The sequence below is a fragment of the Brevibacterium sp. HMSC08F02 genome, assembly GCF_001807555.1.
Classification (GTDB): Bacteria; Actinomycetota; Actinomycetes; order Actinomycetales; family Brevibacteriaceae; genus Brevibacterium; species Brevibacterium ravenspurgense.
This window is the reverse complement of the sequence record NZ_KV789342.1, coordinates 1-21,191: the sequence shown is the minus strand read 5'-3', so window position 1 is coordinate 21,191 and position 21,191 is coordinate 1. Positions and strand designations below refer to the sequence as shown.

Annotated in this window: 20 protein-coding genes; 16 read left to right on the top strand and 4 right to left on the bottom strand. The window is 63.4% G+C overall.

All coding sequences use genetic code 11. The annotated features are described in order from the left end of the window. Positions 1-166: 166 nt before the first annotated feature. The 3 genes from HMPREF3172_RS00805 to HMPREF3172_RS00795 all read right to left on the bottom strand — a co-directional run bounded on the left by HMPREF3172_RS00805 (position 167) and on the right by HMPREF3172_RS00795 (position 2,638). Positions 167-1,666 (bottom strand): catalase, encoded by a 1,500-nt coding sequence (locus HMPREF3172_RS00805; RefSeq protein ID WP_070514732.1) that lies wholly within the window; start codon positions 1,664-1,666, stop codon positions 167-169. A 21-nt stretch (positions 1,667-1,687) separates the two neighbouring features. Continuing rightward, positions 1,688-2,119 carry a Fur family transcriptional regulator gene (locus HMPREF3172_RS00800; RefSeq protein ID WP_070424584.1) on the bottom strand — a complete coding sequence of 144 codons (432 nt, stop codon included), beginning with the start codon at positions 2,117-2,119 and terminating at the stop codon, positions 1,688-1,690. Between the two features lie 120 nt (positions 2,120-2,239). Then, the gene (locus tag HMPREF3172_RS00795; RefSeq protein WP_070514730.1) at positions 2,240-2,638 is read right to left on the bottom strand and encodes a DUF1844 domain-containing protein; all 399 of its coding nucleotides are present in this window, start codon (positions 2,636-2,638) and stop codon (positions 2,240-2,242) included. A 275-nt stretch (positions 2,639-2,913) separates the two neighbouring features. Between HMPREF3172_RS00795 and infC the strand changes: the two genes are divergently transcribed. From infC to HMPREF3172_RS00760, 7 genes are all read left to right on the top strand, one after another. Beyond that, positions 2,914-3,549 carry a translation initiation factor IF-3 gene (infC, locus tag HMPREF3172_RS00790; RefSeq protein WP_019174917.1) on the top strand — a complete coding sequence of 212 codons (636 nt, stop codon included), beginning with the start codon at positions 2,914-2,916 and terminating at the stop codon, positions 3,547-3,549. An 82-nt stretch (positions 3,550-3,631) separates the two neighbouring features. After that, on the top strand, positions 3,632-3,832 hold the full coding sequence (gene rpmI, locus HMPREF3172_RS00785; protein ID WP_019174918.1) for a 50S ribosomal protein L35: 201 nt from the start codon (positions 3,632-3,634) through the stop codon (positions 3,830-3,832). 51 nt (positions 3,833-3,883) lie between these two features. Then, on the top strand, positions 3,884-4,273 hold the full coding sequence (gene rplT / locus HMPREF3172_RS00780; protein WP_019174919.1) for a 50S ribosomal protein L20: 390 nt from the start codon (positions 3,884-3,886) through the stop codon (positions 4,271-4,273). Between the two features lie 95 nt (positions 4,274-4,368). Further along, positions 4,369-5,280: a TrmH family RNA methyltransferase gene (locus HMPREF3172_RS00775; protein ID WP_070514728.1), complete on the top strand. Its 912-nt coding sequence runs from the start codon at positions 4,369-4,371 to the stop codon at positions 5,278-5,280. A 50-nt stretch (positions 5,281-5,330) separates the two neighbouring features. Further along, positions 5,331-6,371 carry a phenylalanine--tRNA ligase subunit alpha gene (gene pheS, locus HMPREF3172_RS00770; RefSeq protein ID WP_070514726.1) on the top strand — a complete coding sequence of 347 codons (1,041 nt, stop codon included), beginning with the start codon at positions 5,331-5,333 and terminating at the stop codon, positions 6,369-6,371. Next, entirely contained in the window at positions 6,371-8,899 is a 2,529-nt protein-coding gene (gene pheT, locus HMPREF3172_RS00765) for a phenylalanine--tRNA ligase subunit beta (protein ID WP_070514724.1), read from the top strand. Before pheS ends, pheT begins: the two co-directional genes overlap by 1 nt. Positions 8,900-8,909: 10 nt before the next feature. Then, complete coding sequence (locus HMPREF3172_RS00760) at positions 8,910-9,722, top strand: SDR family NAD(P)-dependent oxidoreductase (RefSeq protein WP_070514722.1); 813 nt, start codon at positions 8,910-8,912, stop codon at positions 9,720-9,722. 72 nt (positions 9,723-9,794) lie between these two features. Here the strand turns inward: HMPREF3172_RS00760 and HMPREF3172_RS00755 are convergent, their stop codons facing one another. Beyond that, on the bottom strand, positions 9,795-10,766 hold the full coding sequence (locus HMPREF3172_RS00755) for a quinone oxidoreductase family protein (RefSeq protein ID WP_070514720.1): 972 nt from the start codon (positions 10,764-10,766) through the stop codon (positions 9,795-9,797). A 72-nt stretch (positions 10,767-10,838) separates the two neighbouring features. On the opposite strand from HMPREF3172_RS00755, the gene argC reads away from it, so the two are divergent. From argC to tyrS, 9 genes are all read left to right on the top strand, one after another. Next, a complete protein-coding gene (gene argC / locus HMPREF3172_RS00750; protein ID WP_083281337.1) occupies positions 10,839-11,936 on the top strand; it encodes an N-acetyl-gamma-glutamyl-phosphate reductase in 1,098 nt (365 codons plus the stop codon). Further along, entirely contained in the window at positions 11,933-13,084 is a 1,152-nt protein-coding gene (argJ, locus tag HMPREF3172_RS00745) for a bifunctional glutamate N-acetyltransferase/amino-acid acetyltransferase ArgJ (RefSeq protein WP_070514716.1), read from the top strand. The genes argC and argJ overlap by 4 nt, the downstream gene beginning before the upstream one ends. Beyond that, positions 13,081-14,016 (top strand): acetylglutamate kinase, encoded by a 936-nt coding sequence (argB, locus tag HMPREF3172_RS00740; RefSeq protein ID WP_061943633.1) that lies wholly within the window; start codon positions 13,081-13,083, stop codon positions 14,014-14,016. Before argJ ends, argB begins: the two co-directional genes overlap by 4 nt. Beyond that, positions 14,009-15,205, top strand: a complete 1,197-nt coding sequence (locus tag HMPREF3172_RS00735; RefSeq protein ID WP_070514714.1) for an acetylornithine transaminase — start codon at positions 14,009-14,011, stop codon at positions 15,203-15,205. The genes argB and HMPREF3172_RS00735 overlap by 8 nt, the downstream gene beginning before the upstream one ends. After that, positions 15,202-16,140, top strand: a complete 939-nt coding sequence (argF, locus tag HMPREF3172_RS00730) for an ornithine carbamoyltransferase (protein ID WP_061943639.1) — start codon at positions 15,202-15,204, stop codon at positions 16,138-16,140. The genes HMPREF3172_RS00735 and argF overlap by 4 nt, the downstream gene beginning before the upstream one ends. Then, the gene (locus HMPREF3172_RS00725) at positions 16,137-16,658 is read left to right on the top strand and encodes an arginine repressor (RefSeq protein ID WP_061943642.1); all 522 of its coding nucleotides are present in this window, start codon (positions 16,137-16,139) and stop codon (positions 16,656-16,658) included. The genes argF and HMPREF3172_RS00725 overlap by 4 nt, the downstream gene beginning before the upstream one ends. 59 nt (positions 16,659-16,717) lie before the next feature. Further along, entirely contained in the window at positions 16,718-17,926 is a 1,209-nt protein-coding gene (locus tag HMPREF3172_RS00720; protein WP_070514713.1) for an argininosuccinate synthase, read from the top strand. A gap of 88 nt (positions 17,927-18,014) precedes the next feature. Continuing rightward, the gene (gene argH / locus HMPREF3172_RS00715) at positions 18,015-19,424 is read left to right on the top strand and encodes an argininosuccinate lyase (RefSeq protein WP_070514712.1); all 1,410 of its coding nucleotides are present in this window, start codon (positions 18,015-18,017) and stop codon (positions 19,422-19,424) included. A gap of 110 nt (positions 19,425-19,534) precedes the next feature. Continuing rightward, positions 19,535-20,824 (top strand): tyrosine--tRNA ligase, encoded by a 1,290-nt coding sequence (gene tyrS, locus HMPREF3172_RS00710; protein WP_070514710.1) that lies wholly within the window; start codon positions 19,535-19,537, stop codon positions 20,822-20,824. The last annotated feature ends 367 nt before the right edge of the window (positions 20,825-21,191 follow it).

Below are 21,191 nucleotides of genomic sequence, written 5' to 3'. Positions count from 1 at the left end.
TTCCGGCTAACGGGTGTTTTCGCGCCGTCTGAACGTGCAAAAACACGAACGCCCCGGCAGGAATCCTGCCGGGGGCGCTCGTGTTCAGCTAGAGCAGCTCACGCCGCGCCGAGCCTGTTCAGCTCACGCCGCGCTGAGCCTGCTCAGCCCACGCAGCTGAAGAAGATCAGGCCTGTTCCTGCTTCTTCTTGGCTTCGGTGACAACGGTTTCGATGCGGGCACCGAGTTCTGCGTCGACGTTCTTCCAGTACTGGAAGACCTTGGGCAGCAGTTCCTTGTCCCACACGCCCATGACGTGACCGGAGATGTTGTGGACCAGGCGGTCGCGAGCAGCGTCGTCGAGAACGTTGCGCACGAGGTCGCCGGCCTGGTTGAAGTCGCCGTCGTTTTCGCGCAGCGTCTGAGCGGCGCGAACAACGTCCGACTGCGGAACGTCAACGAGGTTGACGTCGGTTGCAACCGATTCGTCAGCGCGCGGGCCGTCGTACGAGTTCGGTGCGTACTCGGGCTGGTCTGCCGGGTACAGCTCGTAGCGCATCTGGCCGTCGCGGCTGTAGTTGTGCTTGGGCGACTTCGGACGGTTCACCGGCAGCTGGGCGTAGTTCGGCCCGATGCGGTGGCGGTGGGTGTCCGGGTAGGAGAACAGACGCCCCATGAGCATCTTGTCAGGCGACAGGCCGGTGCCCGGAACGAGCGAAGCCGGGTTGAATGCAGCCTGCTCGATCTGTGCGAAGAAGTCTTCGGGGTTGCGGTTGAGCTCCATCTTGCCGACCTCGATCAGCGGGTAGTCCTTGTGGGACACCGTCTTGGTGACGTCGAAGATGTTGGTGCCGTAGGTGAAGCCCTCTTCGTAGGGGATGACCTGAACAGACAGGGTCCAGGACGGGAAGTTGCCTTCCTTGATGGCGTCGAACAGGTCGCGGCGGTGGAAGTCAGCGTCGATGCCGGCCATTTCGTCGGCGTCGTCAGCCGAGAAGCCTTCGTGACCGTACTTGTCGATGAACTCCTGCTTCTGGTCCGAGTGGAAGTGGTACTTGACCCAGAAGCGTTCGCCGGCTTCGTTGATCCACTGGAAGGTGTGGGATGCGTAGCCGTTCATTTCGCGCCACGAGCGCGGGATGCCGCGGTCACCCATGAGGTAGGTGACCTGGTGGGCCGATGCGGGCTCGTTGACCCAGAAGTCCCACTGCATGTTGTGGTCGCGCAGACCGGACTGCGAGTTGCGCTTCTGCGAGTGGATGAAGTCGGGGAACTGGATGGCGTCGCGGATGAAGAAGATCGGGGTGTTGTTGCCCACGATGTCGAGGTTGCCTTCTTCGGTGTAGAACTTCAGTGCGAAGCCGCGGGGGTCACGCCAGGTGTCGGGCGAGCCCTGTTCGCCGGCAACGGTCGAGAAGCGGGCGAGCATTTCGGTTGCGGCGCCGGGCTGGAAGACCTTGGCCTTGGTGTACTTGGAAACGTCGCCGGTGACGGTGAACGTGCCGAATGCGCCGCCGCCCTTAGCGTGGACGACGCGCTCGGGGACGCGTTCGCGGTCGAACTGTGCGAGCTTCTCAACCAGGTAGTAATCCTGCAGAAGCGTAGGGCCGTCGGCGCCGAGGGTCAGCGAGTGAACGTCGCTGCCGACCGGGATGCCGAAGTTGTCGGTTGTGCGATTGGTGGCCATGAGTCCTCCTGGGTTTTGGAGTTACAGAGTGGTCCTGAGCCCGCACTGGGGGCACTGCCCCCAGTAGACGACTTCTGCTTCGTCGATTGTGAAGCCGAAGTCTTCAGCCGGGTCCAGGCACGGAGCGCTGCCGGGTCCGCAGGCGACATCGCGGATGTCACCGCAGGTTCGGCACACGATGTGGTGGTGATTGTCGTTGCGGTTGATTTCGTATCTGGCTGACGCGAAGCCAGCCGGATCGATGACCCTGACAAGCTGTGTGCGCGCGAACGCGCCGAGCACGTCGTACACCGTCTGCATTGACACCGTGCCGAGCTTTTCGCGCACGGCGCGGAAAACCTGGTCGGCGTCGAGGTGGGTGTGATCGTGCTCCAACACGTCGTAGACCGCCAGGCGGGGCGCGGTGACGCGCAGTCCGGCGGCTTTGATCGTGTCAGCAGCACTCGTGGTCATGCTTCAACCGTAGGTCTTTTCTGGAATCATTCAAGAAAGGTAAACCTAAGTTGCCGGAGTGCTGTTTGGAAGCTCCCGAGGCGCCGCCGGCGCCCTGCGTCACCTCGCCGGGAGGGAGGGTCAGGAGACGGGGCCGGTGTACTTTTCGCCGGGTCCCGATCCGGGTGCGTCGGGGAAGGGGGATGCTTCGCGGAAGGCCAGCTGCAGGCTGCGCAGGCCGTCGCGCAGGGGGCGGGCGTGCTGGTCTCCCAGGTCTACTGCGGACGAGGTGACCAGGCCTGCCAGTGCGTTGATGAGTTTGCGCGCCTCATCGAGGTCCTGCAGGTCTTTGCCCAGGGACTCTTCGGTGTCTTCGGCCAGACCGCACTTCACGGCGGCGGCGCTCATGAGGTGAATGGCCGCGGATGAAATGACCTCGACTGCCGGAACTTCGGCGATGTCGCGCAGTGCCTGCTGCTCTGCGCGCGCGTGGTCTTCAGCAGTGTGGTCATCGGTAAAAGAGTGGCGGTTTTCAGTCATGCCTCCAAGCTTCCCACACTCGAGTGTGAAAAATCCCTGTGCATCGTGTAAGCTGGAGGGCGTGCAAAGTGGAGATTGACTCCCACCTGGATTGCCACAGGCAATCGGGTCAGCGATAACAGCTGGAAATGACGGGCTGCAAAGCTCGGTGTTCCGCTGTTGGGCACTGAGGTGAACATTGTTTCACCGGCAGCGTTTCAAGCTCCCTTTGCGTGTTCAAAGGGAGCTTTTTCTGTTCCCCGCGAACACCGTGATCACCATCTGAGTTAAGGAGCATGCACATCAGCGAGCCGCGCATCAACGATCGGATTCGAGTACCTGAGGTCCGTCTGGTCGGACCCAACGGAGAACAGGTTGGGATCGTCGCCATTCGCAAGGCACTCGACCTGGCACGCGAAGCCGATCTTGACCTCGTCGAGGTTGCGCCCAAGGCGAAGCCTCCGGTGGTCAAACTCATGGACTACGGCAAGTTCAAGTACGAAACTGCCCAGAAGGCACGCGAAGCACGGAAGAATCAGGCCAACACTGCCCTGAAGGAAATCCGGTTCCGACTCAAGATCGACGACCACGACTACGAAACCAAGAAAGGCCACGTCGTTCGCTTCCTCAACGGCGGCGACAAGGTCAAGGTCATGATCATGTTCCGCGGACGCGAACAGTCCCGCCCTGAACTGGGTATGCGACTGCTCGAGAAGCTGGCCGAGGAGGTTGTCGAATACGGCACCGTTGAATCCTCGCCCCGGCTTGACGGACGAAACATGGTCATGGTGCTCGCACCGACGCGTTCGAAGTCAGACGCCCGCGCGGAATCGCGCCGGGAGACCGCGGGTGCTAAGGGCACGTACACCGAAGTGAAGTCGCGTCGCGACCGCGCAGCTCAGGCTAAGGCCGAGCAGCGCAAGCAGAACTGACATCGGCTCAGGAGCGCTCAGCGCCCCTGAGCCACCACCCTCGGGACAGGTTCCCGAGGGCCGACTGAAGGAGAACGGCACAATGCCGAAGCAGAAGACCCACAGCGGTACTAAGAAGCGCATCCGCGTCACCGGCAGCGGCAAGCTCATGCGCGAAGGTGTCGGCAACCGCCACCTCGCCGAAGTCAAGAGCTCGCGCCGCAAGCGCCGCATCAGCGGAACCGACAAAGTCATGACCGGCGGCGACGCCGCCAAGGCCCGCAAGCTGCTGGGCAAGGCCTGACCAAAGCGCACCACAGCCTTACCGCTGTGACATTCATCTGAAGGAGTACACGTGGCACGTGTCAAGAGGGCTGTCAATGCCCACAAGAAGCGCCGGGTCATCCTCGACCGGGCGAGCGGCTACCGCGGACAGCGTTCGCGCCTGTACCGCAAGGCCAAAGAACAGGTCATCCACTCGCTGGTATACAACTACCGCGACCGCCGCAAACGCAAGGGCGACTTCCGTCGCCTCTGGATCCAGCGCATCAACGCTGGTGCCCGCGCCAACGGCATGACCTACAACCGCTTCATCCAGGGCCTCAAGGCTGCCGGTGTCGAGGTTGACCGTCGTATGCTGGCCGAACTGGCCGTCAACGACGCAGCTGTGTTCACCAAGCTCGTGGAAGTCGCCAAGAACGCACTTCCGGCTGACGTGAACGCGCCGAAGACGCCGGCTGCCTGAGTGCAGCTGTGAAAACGCGGGGGCTGTTGGCCCCCGCGTTTTCGTTTTCCGACAGCTCCGGCTGCGCACCCCCAAAACAAGAACTGAGTGAGGTTATGGAACGCGACATCCACCCCGGCCTGTATGGCCCGGAAGTGACGTCCCCGAAATCCCGCCGACTGCGCGAAGCCGCGAAGCTCGACCGCAAACAGGGCCGCAATAAGTCCGGCAGGTTCCTCGTGGAAGGCCCCCAGGGCATCCGCGAAGCCCTGCGCCACCAGGCCGAGAACCGACCCAAAGCTGTGACGCTGCACGTGGAACCCGGGGAAGTGGCTCCTCGGGGGGCCGGTGCGGTGCTCGACGTATGGTCGACCGTAGAAGCGGCCGAGCGCAATCCCGACATTCTCGAGGCCGCTCGGGATGCCGGCATCAAGATCAAGCAGACCGCTCCTGAAGCCCTCGCATCGGTCACCGACACCGTCAACAGCCAGGGCATGATCGCCGTCGTCGAACAGCTCGACGTCGACCTGACTACGGTTGTGACCAAAGAGGCCAAGCTCATCGTCGTGCTCAGCCAGGTGCGCGATCCGGGCAACGCGGGAACCGTCCTGCGCGCAGCCGATGCCGCCGGTGCCGATGGCGTTATCATCACCTCCTCGAGTGTGGACGTGTACAACCCGAAGGCCGTCCGCTCAACAGCCGGATCGATCTTCCACGTGCCCGTCGTCACCGGCGTAGGACTGCCGGAAGTCACCGAACTGGCGCGCGCCCGCGGACTGCAGATCCTCGCCGCAGACGGTCACCCGCCGGCCCACGACCTCCACGTTCCGTGGGACACCGGCCTCGACCTGGCCCGCCCGACCGCGTGGGTGTTCGGCAACGAAGCGTGGGGACTGCCCGAAGCCGACCGCGCCCAGGCTGACGCGGCCGTGGCCATCCCCATCTACGGAAAAGCTGAAAGCCTCAATCTGGCCACCGCCGCCGCGATTGCCGTCTACGAATCCGCCAAGCACGTCCGGATGATCTGACGGTTCGCTAGACTGCAGAACGTTGTCCAACCATCTGAGAAAGAAGGCAGATGTCCGTCATCGACCCGCTTGATGAGGCTGCCGTCACCGCTGCAATGGAGGACGCTCTCGCGGCCTTTGCCGCCGCCGGCGACCTCGACGAACTCAAGACAGTTCGCATTGCGCACATGGGTGATAAAGCCCCGCTGGCCCTCGCCAACCGCGAAATCGGAAAACTCGACAAGTCCCAGAAGGCCCAAGCCGGAAAGCTCGTCGGCTCATCGCGCGGACGGATTGACCAGGCTTTTAAGGCCCGCCAGGAAGAACTTGAAGCCGAGCGTGACGCACGCGTACTGGTAGCCGAGGCCATTGACGTCACCGGCCCTTCCACCCGCCGTCCGGCCGGTGCGCGCCACCCCCTGCAGCTGCTGCAGGAGAAGATCGCCGATCACTTCGTCGGCCACGGCTGGGAAGTTGCAGAAGGCCCCGAAATTGAACACGAATGGCTCAACTTCGATTCGCTCAACTTTGGCCCTGACCACCCGGCTCGCCAGATGCAGGACACGTTCTTCGTCGAACCCGCATCGGCCCACCTGGTCATGCGCACCCACACCTCGCCGGTCCAGTCGCGTTCGCTGCTGAACCGCGGTGTGCCTCTTTACGTGGTCTGCCCCGGCAAGACCTTCCGCACTGATGAACTCGATGCGACCCACACTCCGGTGTTCCACCAGGTCGAGGGCATCGCAATCGACAAGGGCCTCACAATGGCTCACCTCAAGGGCACGCTCGATGCTTTCGCCCGGGCCATGTTCGGTCCGGAAGCGTACACGCGCCTGCGTCCCAGCTTCTTCCCGTTCACTGAGCCGAGTGCCGAAATCGACTTCTGGTTCCCACAGAAGAAGGGCGGCCCCGGTTGGATCGAATGGGGCGGCTGCGGCATGGTCCACCCCAACGTCCTGCGCGCATCCGGCATCGACCCGGACGTCTACCAGGGCTTCGCCTTCGGCATGGGAATCGAACGCACGCTCATGCTGGGCGAGGGAATCAACGACATGCACGACATGGTGGAAGGCGATATCCGCTTCTCGAAGGCTTTCGGAGTGATGAACTGATGCTCGTACCCTTGGAATGGCTGGCCGAGTACGTCGACCTGCCGCAGAACCTCGACGCTCACGAACTCGCTGCCGAACTCGCCGGCATCGGCCTGGAAGAAGAAGACTACATCGGCCCGGCCGTCACAGGTCCGCTTGTCGTAGGCAAAGTCCTGACCTGCGAACCGGAAAAGCACTCCAACGGCAAGACCATCAACTGGTGCACCGTTGACGTCGGTGCCGATGAACCGCAGGGCATTGTGTGCGGAGCGCACAACTTCGGTGTTGGCGACTACGTCGTCGCAGCGCTTCCCGGTGCTGTTCTGCCCGGTGACTTTGCTATTGCGGCACGCAAAACCTACGGCCACATCTCCGACGGCATGATCTGCTCGGCCCGGGAACTGGGACTGGGCGAAGACCACGATGGCATCATCGTGCTCACCGACTGGGGCTTTGCCGATCTCACCCCGGGCCAGGACGCCACGGAACTGCTGGGCCTGAACCACGAAGTCCTCGACGTCAACATCACGCCCGACCGCGGATACCAGATGTCGATGCGCGGCATCGGCCGTGAATACGCTCTCCTGAAAGAGCAGAACTACGCAGACCCCGCCGACGCAGTCGCCCCTGTGGTTGCCGGTGAGGGGCACCCGGTCGAACTGACCGACGACGCTCCCATCCACGGCAACGACGGCTGCACCCGCTTCACCGCGCTGCGCGTTCGCGGCATCGACCCGACCGCACAGACGCCGTTCTGGATGTCGAAGCGACTGCTGGAAGCCGGCATGCGCCCCATTTCGCTCGTCGTGGACATCACCAACTACGTCATGCTCGAACTCGGGCAGCCGCTGCACGCCTACGACCTCGCTCACGTGGGTGACAAGATCGTTGTGCGCCGCGGCCGAAAGGGCGACAAGCTCACCACTCTCGACGACGCCGAACGGAGCATTCACCCCGAAGATGTGCTCGTCACCGGTGTGAGCGCAGACGGCACTGAGCAGCTGCTCGGTCTGGCAGGCGTCATGGGCGGAGCTGACTCCGAAGTCAGCGACTCGACCGTCGACGTCCTCATCGAAGGCGCCCACTGGGACCCCGTGTCGATTGCCCGCACAGCCCGCAGGCACCGTCTGCCGAGCGAAGCTGCCAAGCGCTTCGAACGCGGCGTCGACCCAGCCCTGGGCCCTGCCGCAGTTGCCCGCACCGCCCTGCTGCTCACCCAGCTGGCAGGAGGCGAGGCAGACGCAACCGCAACAATCGCGGGCAGCCTTCCGGCACCTCGTGAGGTGATCCTGCCGAAGACCCGCCCGGCAGAAGTCGTGGGCGTCGACTACACGGACGACCAGATGACCGGCGCCCTGCGCGCCATCGGCTGCGAAGTCGAAGACACCGGTGACGACTACCGTGTGACGGTGCCGTCCTGGCGCCCGGATCTGACCGACGCGGAAGACCTCATCGAGGAAATCGCGCGTGTCAACGGCTACGACCAGATCCCGTCGATCGTCCCGCAGGCACCCGGCGGTGAGGGGCTCACACGCCGCCAGGCATCGCGCCGCACAGTGTCGAACCTGCTGGCGGATCTCGGTCTGACGGAAGTGCTGACCTACCCCTTTACATCGGAGGCTCGTCACGACGCCTTCCGGATCCCGGAAGACGATCCGCGACGGAACAACCTGCGCCTGGCCAACCCGCTCAGCGACGACCAGCCGCTGCTGCGCACCGAGCTGCTGCCGACACTCGTCGATGCGCAGCTGCGCAACCAGGGACGCGGCTTCAAGGACACGGCACTGTTCGAAATCGGTCTGGTCACCCAGCCTGAAACCGCACAGCTGCCGGCCAGCGAAACCTTCGCACCCGGCTACCACCCCACGGAAGAAGAACGCGCAGCGATCTTCGATGCCGTTCCGCACCAGCCTCTGCACGCGGCGGGCATCGTATCCGGAAACTGGGAGTTCGAAGGCGTGTGGGGCAAGGGCCGCAAGGCCGAAGCCATGGACGCCATTGAAATCGTCAAGCGGGTCGCCGTGGCGCTGGGCCAGAGCGTCACACCTGCGGCATCTGACCGCGCACCGTTCCACCCGGGCCGCTGCGCCGAGTTCCGCCTAGCAGACGGCACGCTGTTCGGCCACGCCGGTGAACTGCACCCCAAGGTCGTCGAAACCCTGGGTCTGCCGGCCCGCACGGTCGCATTCGAAGTCGTCCTCGACTCGGTGCTTGACGCTCCGGCGGAGCGCCGCTGGGCGGGCGCTCTGTCGACCTACCCGGTGTCTAGGCAGGACGTGGCGCTCATCGTGGATGACAGCATTGCTATCGGCGACCTCGTGAGCACGATGCGCGAAGCCATCGGCGGCGACCTCGAAGAGCTCGAACTGTTCGACGAGTACCGCGGCGAACAGGTGGGCGAAGGCAAGAAGTCCCTTGCGTTCCGCATGACCTTCCGCGCTGCCGACCGCACCATGACAAGCGATGAAGCCTCGGCCCTGCGCGAAGCCGCAACCGCCGCCGTCGAAAAGGCGTACGGCGCTGTGGCCCGCACCGGCGAGGACGCGTGAGCGGGTAATCATGAGCACCGTCCTCATCACCGGTGGTTCGCGGGGCATCGGCCGACACTTGGCTGATGGCTTCGCAGCCGCCGGATGGAACGTCATCCTCACGGCAACCGACGAAGCCCGCGCGGCTGCCGCAGCCCAGCAGATTGCACAGGCTCGCGGCACCCGCGTCATCGGTGCGGAGCTCCAAGCAGCAGAACCCGAATCGGTTGAGGCACTCGCTGAGCGCACCGCGGATATCGAACAGCAGCTGGGAGAGCCGATTACGACGGTCATCAACAACGCCGGCGTGGTCGAAAGCCCGGAAGGCCCCGTGTGGGATGTACCCGCAGAGCAGCTCATGCGCACGCTCGATACGAACATCCGCGGGCCGTTCCTCATGGTCCAAGCCTTCGCCAAGCGTCTGCTGGAAACGGCAGAGGCAACGGGCGAAGCGTGCCGGATCATCGATCTCAATTCGGGTTCCGGTGCCCAGGGCACACCCGCCTATGCGGCCTACTCTGCATCGAAAGCGGCCCTGTTCCGCCTGGCTGATTCCGTGCACGTCTACGGCTATGACAAGGGTCTGCGGATCTTCGAAATGGCCCCGGGCGTCATCGAATCCGACATGACCGGCTCGATGGCGATGCACGACTGGCGGGGCAGCTCCGACTGGACTGATCCGGAAGACGTTGTGGCTTTGGCGCTCGCGCTCGCCTCGGGCGATCTCGACGCCTACTCCGGCCGTTTCGTGCGCGCTGGTCTCGACACTCCGGAGTCACTCGCGAAGACCGCTGCCGCCGGTCTCGCTGAGGATTTCCGTCGGCTGGCCGTCCGCATGGACTGACCCACCCCTCACAAAGTACGAGGCGGAGCTCACCAATTCTGGTGAGCTCCGCCTCGTGATTTTCGGCTGGGGTCAGACCGTCAGCACCACCTTGCCGGTGGTGGCGCGGCCCTCGAGAGCTTCGTGGGCCTGGCGTGCCTGCTCGAGTGGGAAGGTCTGTCCGACGCGGAACTTCAGCCATCCTTCATCGAGTCCGGCGAAGAGCTGCTTTGCGCGCTTCTGGAGTTCTTCGGGGGAGTAGATGAACCACTGCGTGGAAGGACGGGACAAGAAGATTCCGCCGCTGGAGTTCAGTCGCTGAATGTCGAACGGCGGAACAGCGCCGGACGCCGCACCGAAGAGCACCATGGAGCCGCGCGGGCGAATGGAGGCCAGCGAGGCATCGAAGGTGTCTTTGCCGACTCCGTCGTAGGCAACGTCAACGCCCGTGCCGTCGGTGAAGGCCATGACCTCTTCGCGGATGTCGACGCCGTCGCCGTAGAGGAAGACATGATCAGCCCCGGCCGCACGGGCAAGCTCAGCCTTTTCCTCCGTGGACACCGTGCCGATGACCTTACCGCCCAGGTGCTTGATGAACTGGGTCAGAAGCAGGCCGACACCGCCGGCGGCAGCGTGGACGAGAGCCGTTTGGCCGGGCTTGATTGCGTGGGAGTCCGTCACCAGGTACTGCGCCGTCAGCCCCTGCAGGGGCACAGCGGCAGCGGTTTCGAAGTCCACGCCGTCGGGCAGGGGCAGCAGTTCTTCGGCTTTGACGACGATCTTCTGAGCGTAGGAGCCGTGGACGTCCGTCCAGGCCACGCGCTGGCCGATTTCCATTCCTTCGACGCCCTCGCCGAGTTCGGCAACGACTCCGGAGCCCTCAACGCCGACAATGTGGGGGAACGGCATGGGGTACATGCCGCCGCGTCGGTAGGTGTCGATGAAGTTCACACCGGCCGCTTTGACGTCGACGAGGACTTCACCGGGGCCGGGCGTGGGTGTTTCGACTTCGGTGTACTCGAGAACTTCGGGTCCGCCCTGTCGGACTGCCTGGACTGCGTACATGTTCCTCCTTGAAATGCGGCAACAGCAGGACCGTGTATGAATAATTTATCTGGCCCATGTATGCTTATGCATATGGTTTATACAGTTGCGGTATCGGGAGCCACGGGATACGCGGGCGGGGAAGTCCTCCGCCTGCTGGCCGGCAACCCGAATTTCACAGTGACGACAGTCTGCGGGCATTCCACAGTCGGTCGTCTCCTGGGGGAAGAACAGCCGCACCTGCGCGCCTATTCCGACATGACGATCGCGGATTCATCGGCGGCCACCCTCGCCGGTCACGATGTCGTTTTCCTGGCGCTGCCGCACGGTCAGTCAGGTGCTATTGCGGCCGAACTCGAAGAGCTCAGCCCCGAGACCCTCATCATCGACCTCGCCGCCGACCACCGGCTCATCGACCCGGAAGCTTGGAAGAGCTACTACGGCTCAGAACACCCCGGTACCTGGACTTATGGTCTGCCCGAGCTCATGCTGGCAGACCTGGGCACAGCAGGCCACACCACGCAGCGGACACAGCTGACAGGAGCTTCGCGCATTGCCGTCCCCGGCTGCAATGTCACAGCAGTCACCCTCGGCGTGCAGCCGCTCGTGCACGCAGGCCTCATCGACCGCACGCGGCTGACCGCCGTTTTGGCCAACGGAGTATCCGGCGCCGGAAAAGCCCTCAAACCGCACCTGCTGGCCTCCGAAATCCTCGGAGGCGCCAGACCCTACGCGGTCGGCGGCACGCACCGCCACATCCCCGAGATCGAACAGAACCTGGCTCTGGCATCGGGTGAAGACCCGCTGGCCGGCACCGCCCGCATTACCTTCACCCCGACCCTCGTGCCGATGTCCCGCGGGATCCTCGCAACCGTCTCGGCACCTCTTGCGCCCGGAATCGACATCGCCCAGACGCAGGAGAAGATCAGCGCAGCATTCGCCTCGGCCTATGATTCTGAACCCTTCGTCACCGTGCTGCCACAGGGGCAGTGGCCGAATACATCGGCGACCGTGGGATCGAACCAAGCCCACCTGCAGTGGACACTGGACGCCCGCACCCAGACCGTCACCGTCTGCGCGGCAATCGACAACCTCGTCCGCGGAACCGCAGGCCAAGCCGTGCAGTCGGCACACATCGCACTTGGACTTGAAGAGACATCACACCTGCCACACGAAGGAGTCACACCGTGAGCGTGACAGCAGTACCGGGCTTCCGCGCCGCCGGAACATCCGTCGGCATCAAGCCCACCGGCAAAAAGGACTTCGCTGTCGTCATCAACGACGGCCCCAGCATGAACGCCGCCGTCGTCTACACCTCCAACAAGTGCAAAGCGAACCCCGTGAAGTGGTCCCAGCCGCGCACGAGCGACGGTCAGGTCCGCGCGGCCATCGTCAACTCCGGCTGCGCCAACTGCTTCACCGGCGACTTCGGGTTCGAAACGACGAAGCTGACCGCCCACGCTGTCGCTGACGCTGTCGGCTGCGACGCTGACGATGTTCTCGTGTGCTCCACCGGGCTGATCGGAACCGGGGGAGAGGAATTCCGTTCGCGTCTGGTTGAAGGAGTCCCCGGGCTGGTCGAATCAGCCTCCGCCGAGGGAGGATCCGACGCCGCAGAGGCCATCCTCACTACCGACTCTGTTTCCAAGGAAGCGCTCGCAGAAGGCACCGGCTACACGATCGGTGCCATGGCCAAGGGCGCCGGCATGCTCGCACCCTCACTGGCCACGATGATCGTCGTCATCACAACCGACGCCAAACTCAGCCCCGAACAGCTCGACCGGGCACTGCGCAGCGCAACGGCGAAAAGCTTCGACCGCCTGGACTCCGACGGCTGCCAGTCGACAAACGACACCGTCGCACTGCTGTCGTCCGGTGCTGGCGCAGAAGCGGACGAAGCCGAATTCACCGCCCTTCTGACCGAGGTGTGCACCGACCTTGCCCGCCAGCTCATGGCGGATGCCGAAGGCGCTGCCCACGACGTTGAAATCACCGTCACGGGCGCAGTGAGCGAAGACGATGCCGTTGAAGTCGGCCGCGCCGTTTCACGCTCCAACCTCGTGAAGACCGCGCTTGCAGGAGAAGACCCCAACTGGGGTCGCGTTCTCGCACAGGTCGGCACAGCGGATGCGAAGTTCGACCCCGAAAACCTTGACGTCAGCTTCAACGGCGTTCAGGTGTGCCGGGCGACCGCACCGCACGAAGATGCCGCAAAGGTGAAGTTCGGTCGCACGATCACCATTGAGATCAACCTCAACAGCGGCCAGGCCGAAGCAACGATCTTCACCAACGACCTGACCCACGAATACGTGACCGAGAACAGCTCAGCAGCATCATGACCGACAAACTCTCACCCGCCCAGCGGCTGATCAAAGCGCAGGCCAAAGCCGAAATCCTCACAGAGGCCCTGCCGTGGATCAAGACGTTCTCCGGGGCGACGATCGTCATCAAGTACGGCGGCAACGCCATGATCTCGCCGGAGCTGCAGCAGACCTTCGCGGACGATATTTCGTTCCTGCGCTTTGCCGGCATCCGTCCGATCGTCGTGCACGGCGGCGGGCCGCAGATCAGCACTATGCTCGACCGTTTGGGCATTGAAAGCGAATTCGTTGCCGGCCAGCGCGTGACCTCTGAAGAGGCCATCGACGTCATCCGCATGGTGCTTTCCGGCCAGGTGAACCGCAGCATCGTGTCCCGGATCAACGAACACGGTTCGGCTGCCGTCGGCCTTTCCGGTGAGGACGGCGACCTCCTGCTGGCCACGCCGGCCTCTGTCGAGGTGGATGGTGAGCTCACAAGCCTCGGTCGGGTCGGCAACATCACCTCTGTCAATACGCAGCTGCTGCACGATCTTCTGGACTCCGGGCGCGTGCCCGTGGTGTGCTCAATCGCTGCGGAACTCGGCACGAGCGGTGACAATCCGCTCAACATCAACGCGGACCTCGCGGCAGCGGCGATTGCCCGCGAAATGCAGGCGGACAAGTTCATCATGCTCACCGACGTTCCCGGCCTGTACGCCGACTGGCCCGACACGGACAGCCTCATCAGCGAAATCACACCGGCTGAACTGCGCGAACTGCTGCCGAAGCTGGATTCCGGCATGATCCCGAAGATGACCGCCGCACTCGATGCGGTGGATGCCGGGGTCAAACAGGTGCACGTTGTCGACGGCCGCACCGCGCACTCGGTTCTTCTAGAGGTCTTCACCGACTTGGGAATCGGAACGCTCATTGCAGACGTCAAACCCGCCAAGGGAGGGACAAATGACTGAATGGCTTGATGAATACCGCGGTAGCCTGCTGCCGGTGTACGGCGACCCGCAGAAGAAACTCGCCAAGGGCAAAGGTGCGGTTGTCGAGGACTCCGACGGCAAGCGCTATGTCGACTTTCTCGGCGGAATCGCCGTCAACAGCCTGGGGCACGCCCACCCGGCAATCGTCGAAGCCGTCAGCAAGCAGACGGCCGAACTGGGGCAGATCTCAAACTTCTACACCTCGGATCAGCAGATCCGCTTGGCTCAGCGCGTACTCAGCACGGCACAGGCTCCGGCAGGTTCGAAGGTTTTTCTGTGCAACTCCGGCAGCGAAGCGAACGAAGCTGCAGTCAAACTCGCCCGCCGTGCTAAGCCCGGCCGCACCGGGATCATCGCGGTTGACGGCGCTTTTCACGGCCGCACCATGGGTGCGCTGTCGCTGACGGCGAAGAAGGACTACCGCGAACCCTTCGCCCCGCTGGTTCCCGGCGCCCAGCACGTGCCCTTCGGCGACGTCCAGGCGCTCAAAGATGCGGCAGACGAGAACACCTCGGCCATCATCATCGAGCCCATCCAGGGTGAGGCCGGTGTGCGCCCGCACCCTGCCGGCTACCTGACGGCGGCCCGTGAAATCGCAGACGAAGTCGGTGCGCTGCTCATCTTCGACGAAGTGCAGACCGGTGTCGGCCGGACCGGCAGCTGGTACGCCTTCCAGCACCCGGACATCGGCGAGGGCGTGCGGCCCGATGCCATGACCCTGGCCAAGGGCCTGGGCGGGGGACTTCCGATCGGTGCACTCGTGACCTTTGGCGAAGAAACTTCGAAGGTCCTTACGGCCGGCCAGCACGGTACAACCTTCGGCGGCAACCCCATCGCGTGTGCGGCGGCCAATGCTGTCCTTGACGTCATCGAGTCCGACGCCGTGCTTGAGCACGTGCGTGAGGCCGGCCAGCTTCTGCGCGACGGCCTCGAAGCGATTCCCGGCGTCAACGATGTTCGCGGTGCCGGACTGCTGTTGTCCTTTGACATCGCACCGGTTTCGGCTAAGGACTTCACCGCGGCAGCACTCAAGGCCGGTTTCCTCGTCAACGCAGTAGCTCCCACCCGCATTCGCCTGGCACCGCCGCTCATCATCAGCTCCGATGAGATCCGCGCTTTTCTTTCTGCTGTGCCCGATATCCTCAAGGAAGGAGGACAGAGCGCATGACCCGACATTTCCTCAAAGACACGGACCTCACGCCCAGCGAGCTGGGTGAAGTCCTCGACCTCGCCCAGCGGATGAAAGCAGAACCCTACGCTTTCCGTCCGCTGGAAGGGCCGCAGACGGTCGCCGTTGTGTTCGACAAGACGTCGACCCGCACCCGCGTGTCCTTCGCGACCGGCATTGCCGCACTCGGAGGCAATCCGCTCATCATCAACCCCGGTGAGTCCCAGATGGGACACAAGGAGTCGATTGCCGATTCGGCGCGCGTGTTCTCTCGCATGGTGTCGGCTATTGTGTGGCGCACCTTCGACCACGCCGGTCTGGAGGAGATGGCCGCTCACTCGAGTGTGCCGGTCATCAACTCCCTGTCGGACGACTACCATCCGTGCCAGCTGCTGGCTGACCTGCTGACCATCCGCGAACACCGCGGTACGGGCGAAGGCAATGGTCTTGCCGGGCTGAAGCTCGCCTACTTCGGCGACGGTGCGAACAACATGGCGCACTCTTATCTGCTGGCCTGCGCGAACGCCGGTATGGACGTTGCGATTGCCGCTCCCGCCTCTGCTCAGCCCGCCGCCCACGTTGTGGACGAAGCGCGCGCTCTGGGAGAAACGACCGGCAGCTCGGTGCTTGTCACGGAAGACCCTGCTGAAGCCGCACGCAGCGCCGATGTCCTTGTGACTGACACCTGGATTTCCATGGGACAGGAAGACGACGGCCGTTCTGGCGAAGATTCGCCGTTCGTGCCCTACCGGGTCACCCAGGAGCTCATGGACCTCGGTCGGAACCCCATCTTCATGCACTGCCTGCCTGCATACCGCGGGCACGAGGTGGATGCTGAGGTCATCGACGGTCCCGCCTCTGTCGTCTTTGACGAGGCGGAGAACAGGCTGCACGCCCAGAAGGCACTTCTGGCTTGGCTGGTGGGACGCTCATGACAGCACCTCAGCAGAACGCGTCCGTTCCCAGCACAAAGACCGCCCGCCACTCACACATCGCAGACATCATCCGCAGACACCGGGTGCGCTCGCAGTCGGAGCTGGCTGGCAGGCTCGCCGATGCGGGCATCCTCGTCACTCAGGCCACGCTGTCGCGCGACCTGGTGGAGCTCGGAGCAGTCAAGGTCCGCACGAGCGCCGGTTCGGTCTACGCAGTTCCGGGCGAAGGCGGAGACCGCTCACTGGAGCAGGGCGTGGGAGGCGAACTCATCGACGCGAAGCTCCAGAGGCTCCTCGAAGAGCTGCTTGTATCAGCGGAAGCCTCCGGCAACCTCGTCCTGCTGCGCACTCCGGCCGGTGCGGCCCAGTATCTGGCCAGCGCGCTCGACCGATCGTCCCTGCCGACAGTGCTGGGCACGATCGCCGGTGATGACACCGTCATGGTCATCGCCCGCAAACCCGACGGGGGAGACGAAGTAGCCCGCTTCCTGCTCGACCTCGCCGCAGACAGCGTTTAACCAGACAGCGTTTAACCACAGACACTCAGAACTCAGACACCAGAAGGAAAGGAGACACAATGACTGATCGCATTGTTCTCGCATACTCCGGCGGCCTCGATACCTCGGTCGCCATCGGATGGATTCAGGAAGCCACCGGCAAGGAAGTCGTCGCAATGGCCGTCGACGTAGGCCAGGGCGGAGAAGACCTCGAAACCATTCGCCAGCGCGCCCTCGACTGCGGTGCGGTCGAAGCCTATGTTACAGACGCTCGCGACGAATTCGCCGAGGAATACTGCATGCCGGGTCTGCAGGCGAACACTATGTACATGGACGCCTACCCGAATGTTTCGGCTCTGTCGCGCCCCCTCATCTCTAAGCACCTCGTGGCCGCCGCTCGTGAGTTCGGTGCGGGCACGGTTGCCCACGGCTGCACCGGCAAGGGCAACGACCAGGTGCGCTTCGAAGTCGCCATCACGACCCTGGCTCCGGACCTCGACTGCATTGCCCCGGTTCGTGACCTCGCGCTGACCCGCGAAGCGGCCATTGAATACGCCGAAAAGAACGACCTGCCGATCATCACAACGAAGTCGAACCCGTTCTCCATCGACCAGAACGTGTGGGGACGTGCGGTCGAGACCGGCTTCCTCGAAGATATCTGGAACGGTCCCACCAAGGACGTCTACGACTACACCGACGACCCTGCTTTCCCGCCGGCTCCCGACGAAGTTGTCATCACCTTCGAAAACGGCATTCCGGTTGCCATTGACGGTGAGGCAGTGACCCCGCTGCAGGCGATCGAAAAGCTCAACCACCGCGCCGGTCAGCACGGCATCGGCCGGATCGACATCGTGGAAGACCGCCTGGTCGGCATCAAGAGCCGTGAAATCTACGAGGCTCCCGGTGCGATCACGCTCATCGAAGCTCACCGTGAACTCGAGCGCATCACGCTTGAGCGCGAACAGCTGCGCTTCAAGCGCTCGGTTGAGCAGCGCTGGACCGAACTCGTCTACGACGGCCAGTGGTTCTCGGAGCTCAAGGGCTCGCTCGACGCGTTCATCCTTGACACGCAGAAGCACGTCAACGGCGACATCCGCATGACCCTGCACGGCGGTCGTGCGGTTGTGACCGGACGTAAGTCCCCGAACTCGCTGTACGACTTCGGTCTGGCCACCTATGACGAGGGCCAGACCTTCGACCAGTCGGCTGCCCGCGGCTTCATCGACATCTACGGTCTGTCGGCCCGTGTGGCCAGCGACCGCAACCAGCGGGTGCAGAAGCAGGCATGATGAACTTTCTCCGCGGCCCGGTCGGTTTGAAGGGACTCGACGGGCCGGGCCGCGGCGAAATCGCACGGTGTGCAGAAAGGATTGTGACGTGACAGAACGTGTAAGCCTGTGGGGCGGACGGTTCGGCTCCGGCCCCGCCGACGACTTGGCAAAGCTCTCAAAGTCGACCCACTTCGACTGGCGTCTGGCCCAGTACGACCTGGCCGGTTCGCGTGCTCACGCTCGCGTTCTGCACCGGGCCGGTCTGCTTGACGAAGCCGAGCTTGAGGGGATGCTCAAGGCTCTCGACGAACTCGGCCGCAGGGTCGAATCGGGGGAGTTCACTCCCGTTGAATCTGATGAGGATGTTCACTCGGCACTCGAACGCGGTCTGCTCGAGATCGCCGGAACCGAGCTCGGCGGCAAGCTGCGCGCCGGTCGCAGCCGCAACGACCAGATCGCCACGATGGGGCGGATGTACGTCCGTGATTCTTCACGCGTCATTGCCCAGCAGGTGCTCGCTGTTGTCGAGGCACTCATTGCTCAGGCGGCAGCCCACCCGGATGCTCCCATGCCGGGCCGTACGCACCTGCAGCACGCTCAGCCGGTTCTTCTGGCCCACCACCTGCTGGCCCACGCGTGGCCTCTCATGCGCGATGTCGAACGGCTTAAGGACCTTGACAAGCGGGCCGCGGTGTCGGCCTACGGTTCTGGTGCTCTGGCTGGTTCGTCACTCGGGCTTGACCCGCAGGCCGTGGCAGAAGAACTCGGTTTCCCCACCTCGACGGAGAACTCGATCGACGGCACTGCCAGCCGTGACATCTTCGCCGAGTTCGCGTGGGTGACCGCCATGATCGGAGTTGACCTTTCACGTCTGTCCGAAGAGATCATCATCTGGAACACCAACGAGTTCTCGTTCATCAAGCTGTCGGACAACTATTCGACCGGCTCGTCGATCATGCCGCAGAAGAAGAACCCCGATGTAGCCGAACTGACCCGCGGCAAGGCGGGTCGGCTCATCGGCGACCTGACCAGCCTGCTGGTCACGCTCAAAGCTCAGCCCCTGGCGTACAACCGCGACCTGCAGGAAGACAAGGAGCCGATCTTCGATGCGGTCGACACCCTTACGCTCCTGCTGCCCGCCTTTGCCGGCATGGTCGCAACGGCAGAGTTCAACACTGAGCGCATGGCGCATCTGGCACCGCGTGGTTTTGCGCTGGCAACCGACATTGCCGAATGGCTGGTCCGCGAAGGTGTGCCGTTCCGCGTGGCACACGAACTTTCCGGCGCCGCCGTGAAGAAAGCCGAAGACCGCGGTGTTGAGCTGTGGGATCTCAGCGATGACGACTACGCCGAAATCTCCGAGCACTTCACCCCGCAGATGCGCGAAGTGCTCAGCACCCTGGGCTCTGTCGATTCGCGCAATGCGAAGGGCGGAACCGCTCGCAGTGCAGTGCGGACCCAGCTGGAAAACGCGCGAGTCGAGCTGCGTCGCCTGAGCGAGTTCGCCCAGAGCTGACCAAACTCGACACAGCGGCCGCGTGCACCTTCAGCACGCGGCCGTTTCTGTACACGTAGAATGCCCTGTGGAGCCCAAGCTCCCACAAAGCAGAAACAGAAAGGCCAAAAGTGACTGACGTCCTCAGCGACCTCCAGGCTCGCGCAATTGCCGCGCAGACAACCGACGAAGATGCTCTTCGAGCAGCTCTCAACGGCGGGTCGCTGACGTTCTATGTTGGCTTTGACCCGACCGCGCCCAGTATTCACATGGGCAACCTGGTGCAGGTGCTCGTTGCGCGCCGTCTGCAGATGGCCGGGCACAACCCGCTCATGCTGGTCGGCGGTGCAACCGGTCTGATCGGCGACCCGCGCATGTCGGGGGAACGGACTCTGAACGACCGCGAAGTCGTCGAAGGCTGGGTCGAGAAGATTCGCTCGCAGATTGAGCGCTTCCTTGACTTCGACGGTCCGCACGCGGCCCGCATGGTCAACAACCTTGACTGGACCAAAGACATTTCGGCGCTGGACTTCCTGCGCGATGTGGGCAAGCACTTCTCCGTCAACCGCATGCTGGCCAAGGAAGCCGTTGCCGCTCGCTTGAAGTCGGAAGACGGAATTTCGTTCACCGAGTTCGCCTACCAGTTGCTGCAGGGCAACGACTACCTCGAACTCCACCGCCGCTACGGTGTGACGCTGCAGACCGGCGGTTCGGACCAGTGGGGCAACCTCACCAGCGGTGTAGACCTCATTCGCCGTGTTGAGCGCAAGTCGGTGCACGCAATGTCGACCCGTCTGATCACCAAGGCTGACGGCACCAAGTTCGGCAAGACAGAATCCGGCACCGTGTGGCTGGATCCCGCGCTCACCTCGCCGTACGCCTTCAGCCAGTTCTGGCTCAATTCGGCAGATGCCGATGCGCCGGGGTACCTCCGGGTGTTCTCTCTGCGTCCGCTGGATGAAATCGAAGACATCATCGAGCAGTTCCAGGCTGAACCGTACAAGCGTCTTGCGCAGCGCACGCTTGCTGAAGACGTCACGACGCTCGTGCACGGCAAGGAAGAATCCGATCAGGCCTTCGCCGCCGCAGCAGCACTGTTCGGCACCGGCGACCTAAGCGAGCTCAACCCCTCGACGCTGGGCTCGGCTCTTGCTTCGCTGCCGAACCTCGAGGTCGACAGCTCCGCGATCACGGCGGGCCTTTCCGTTGCCGACGCTTTTGCGGGATCGGGAATCGTCAAGTCGAAGGGCGATGCTCGCCGCGCCGTGAAAGAGGGCGGCGCCTACATCAACAACGAGCGGGTCTCGGATGCCGAGGCGCCTCTCACCGGTCAGCAGCTCCTTCCGATTGACGGGGGATCGGCTGCTCTGCTGCGCCGGGGCAAGCGCACTCTCGGTGCTGTGATCGTGCGCGATAACTGACCTGCCAGAGTCCACACAGACTGGAAGAGGGAGCGGATTTGCATCCGCTCCCTCTTGTGTATTAAGTTATCCCTCGTTGCCAAAACGGGAGGGCGCAAGCCCAACTGCAGGTCAGAAGCCAAATCAGGCAGCTGGCTGGGCAGTCCAAGGAAGGCAGCGCACTCAAGCGGAAAGATCAGAGTGGCAAGCTTCACACAGAAGCGAGTTGCAGATTGAAAATCCGCAAGGTAGAGTAGAGACCCGGTCGCAGGGAAACCTGAGATTAACGGTTTGAAACCTCGGCCTGAACATCACAACTCCGGAAGGTTCGCAACAGCGGGCTGAAAGGTTTTGGTGTCTGTTCTTTGTCAACTCAATAGCGTGTTTG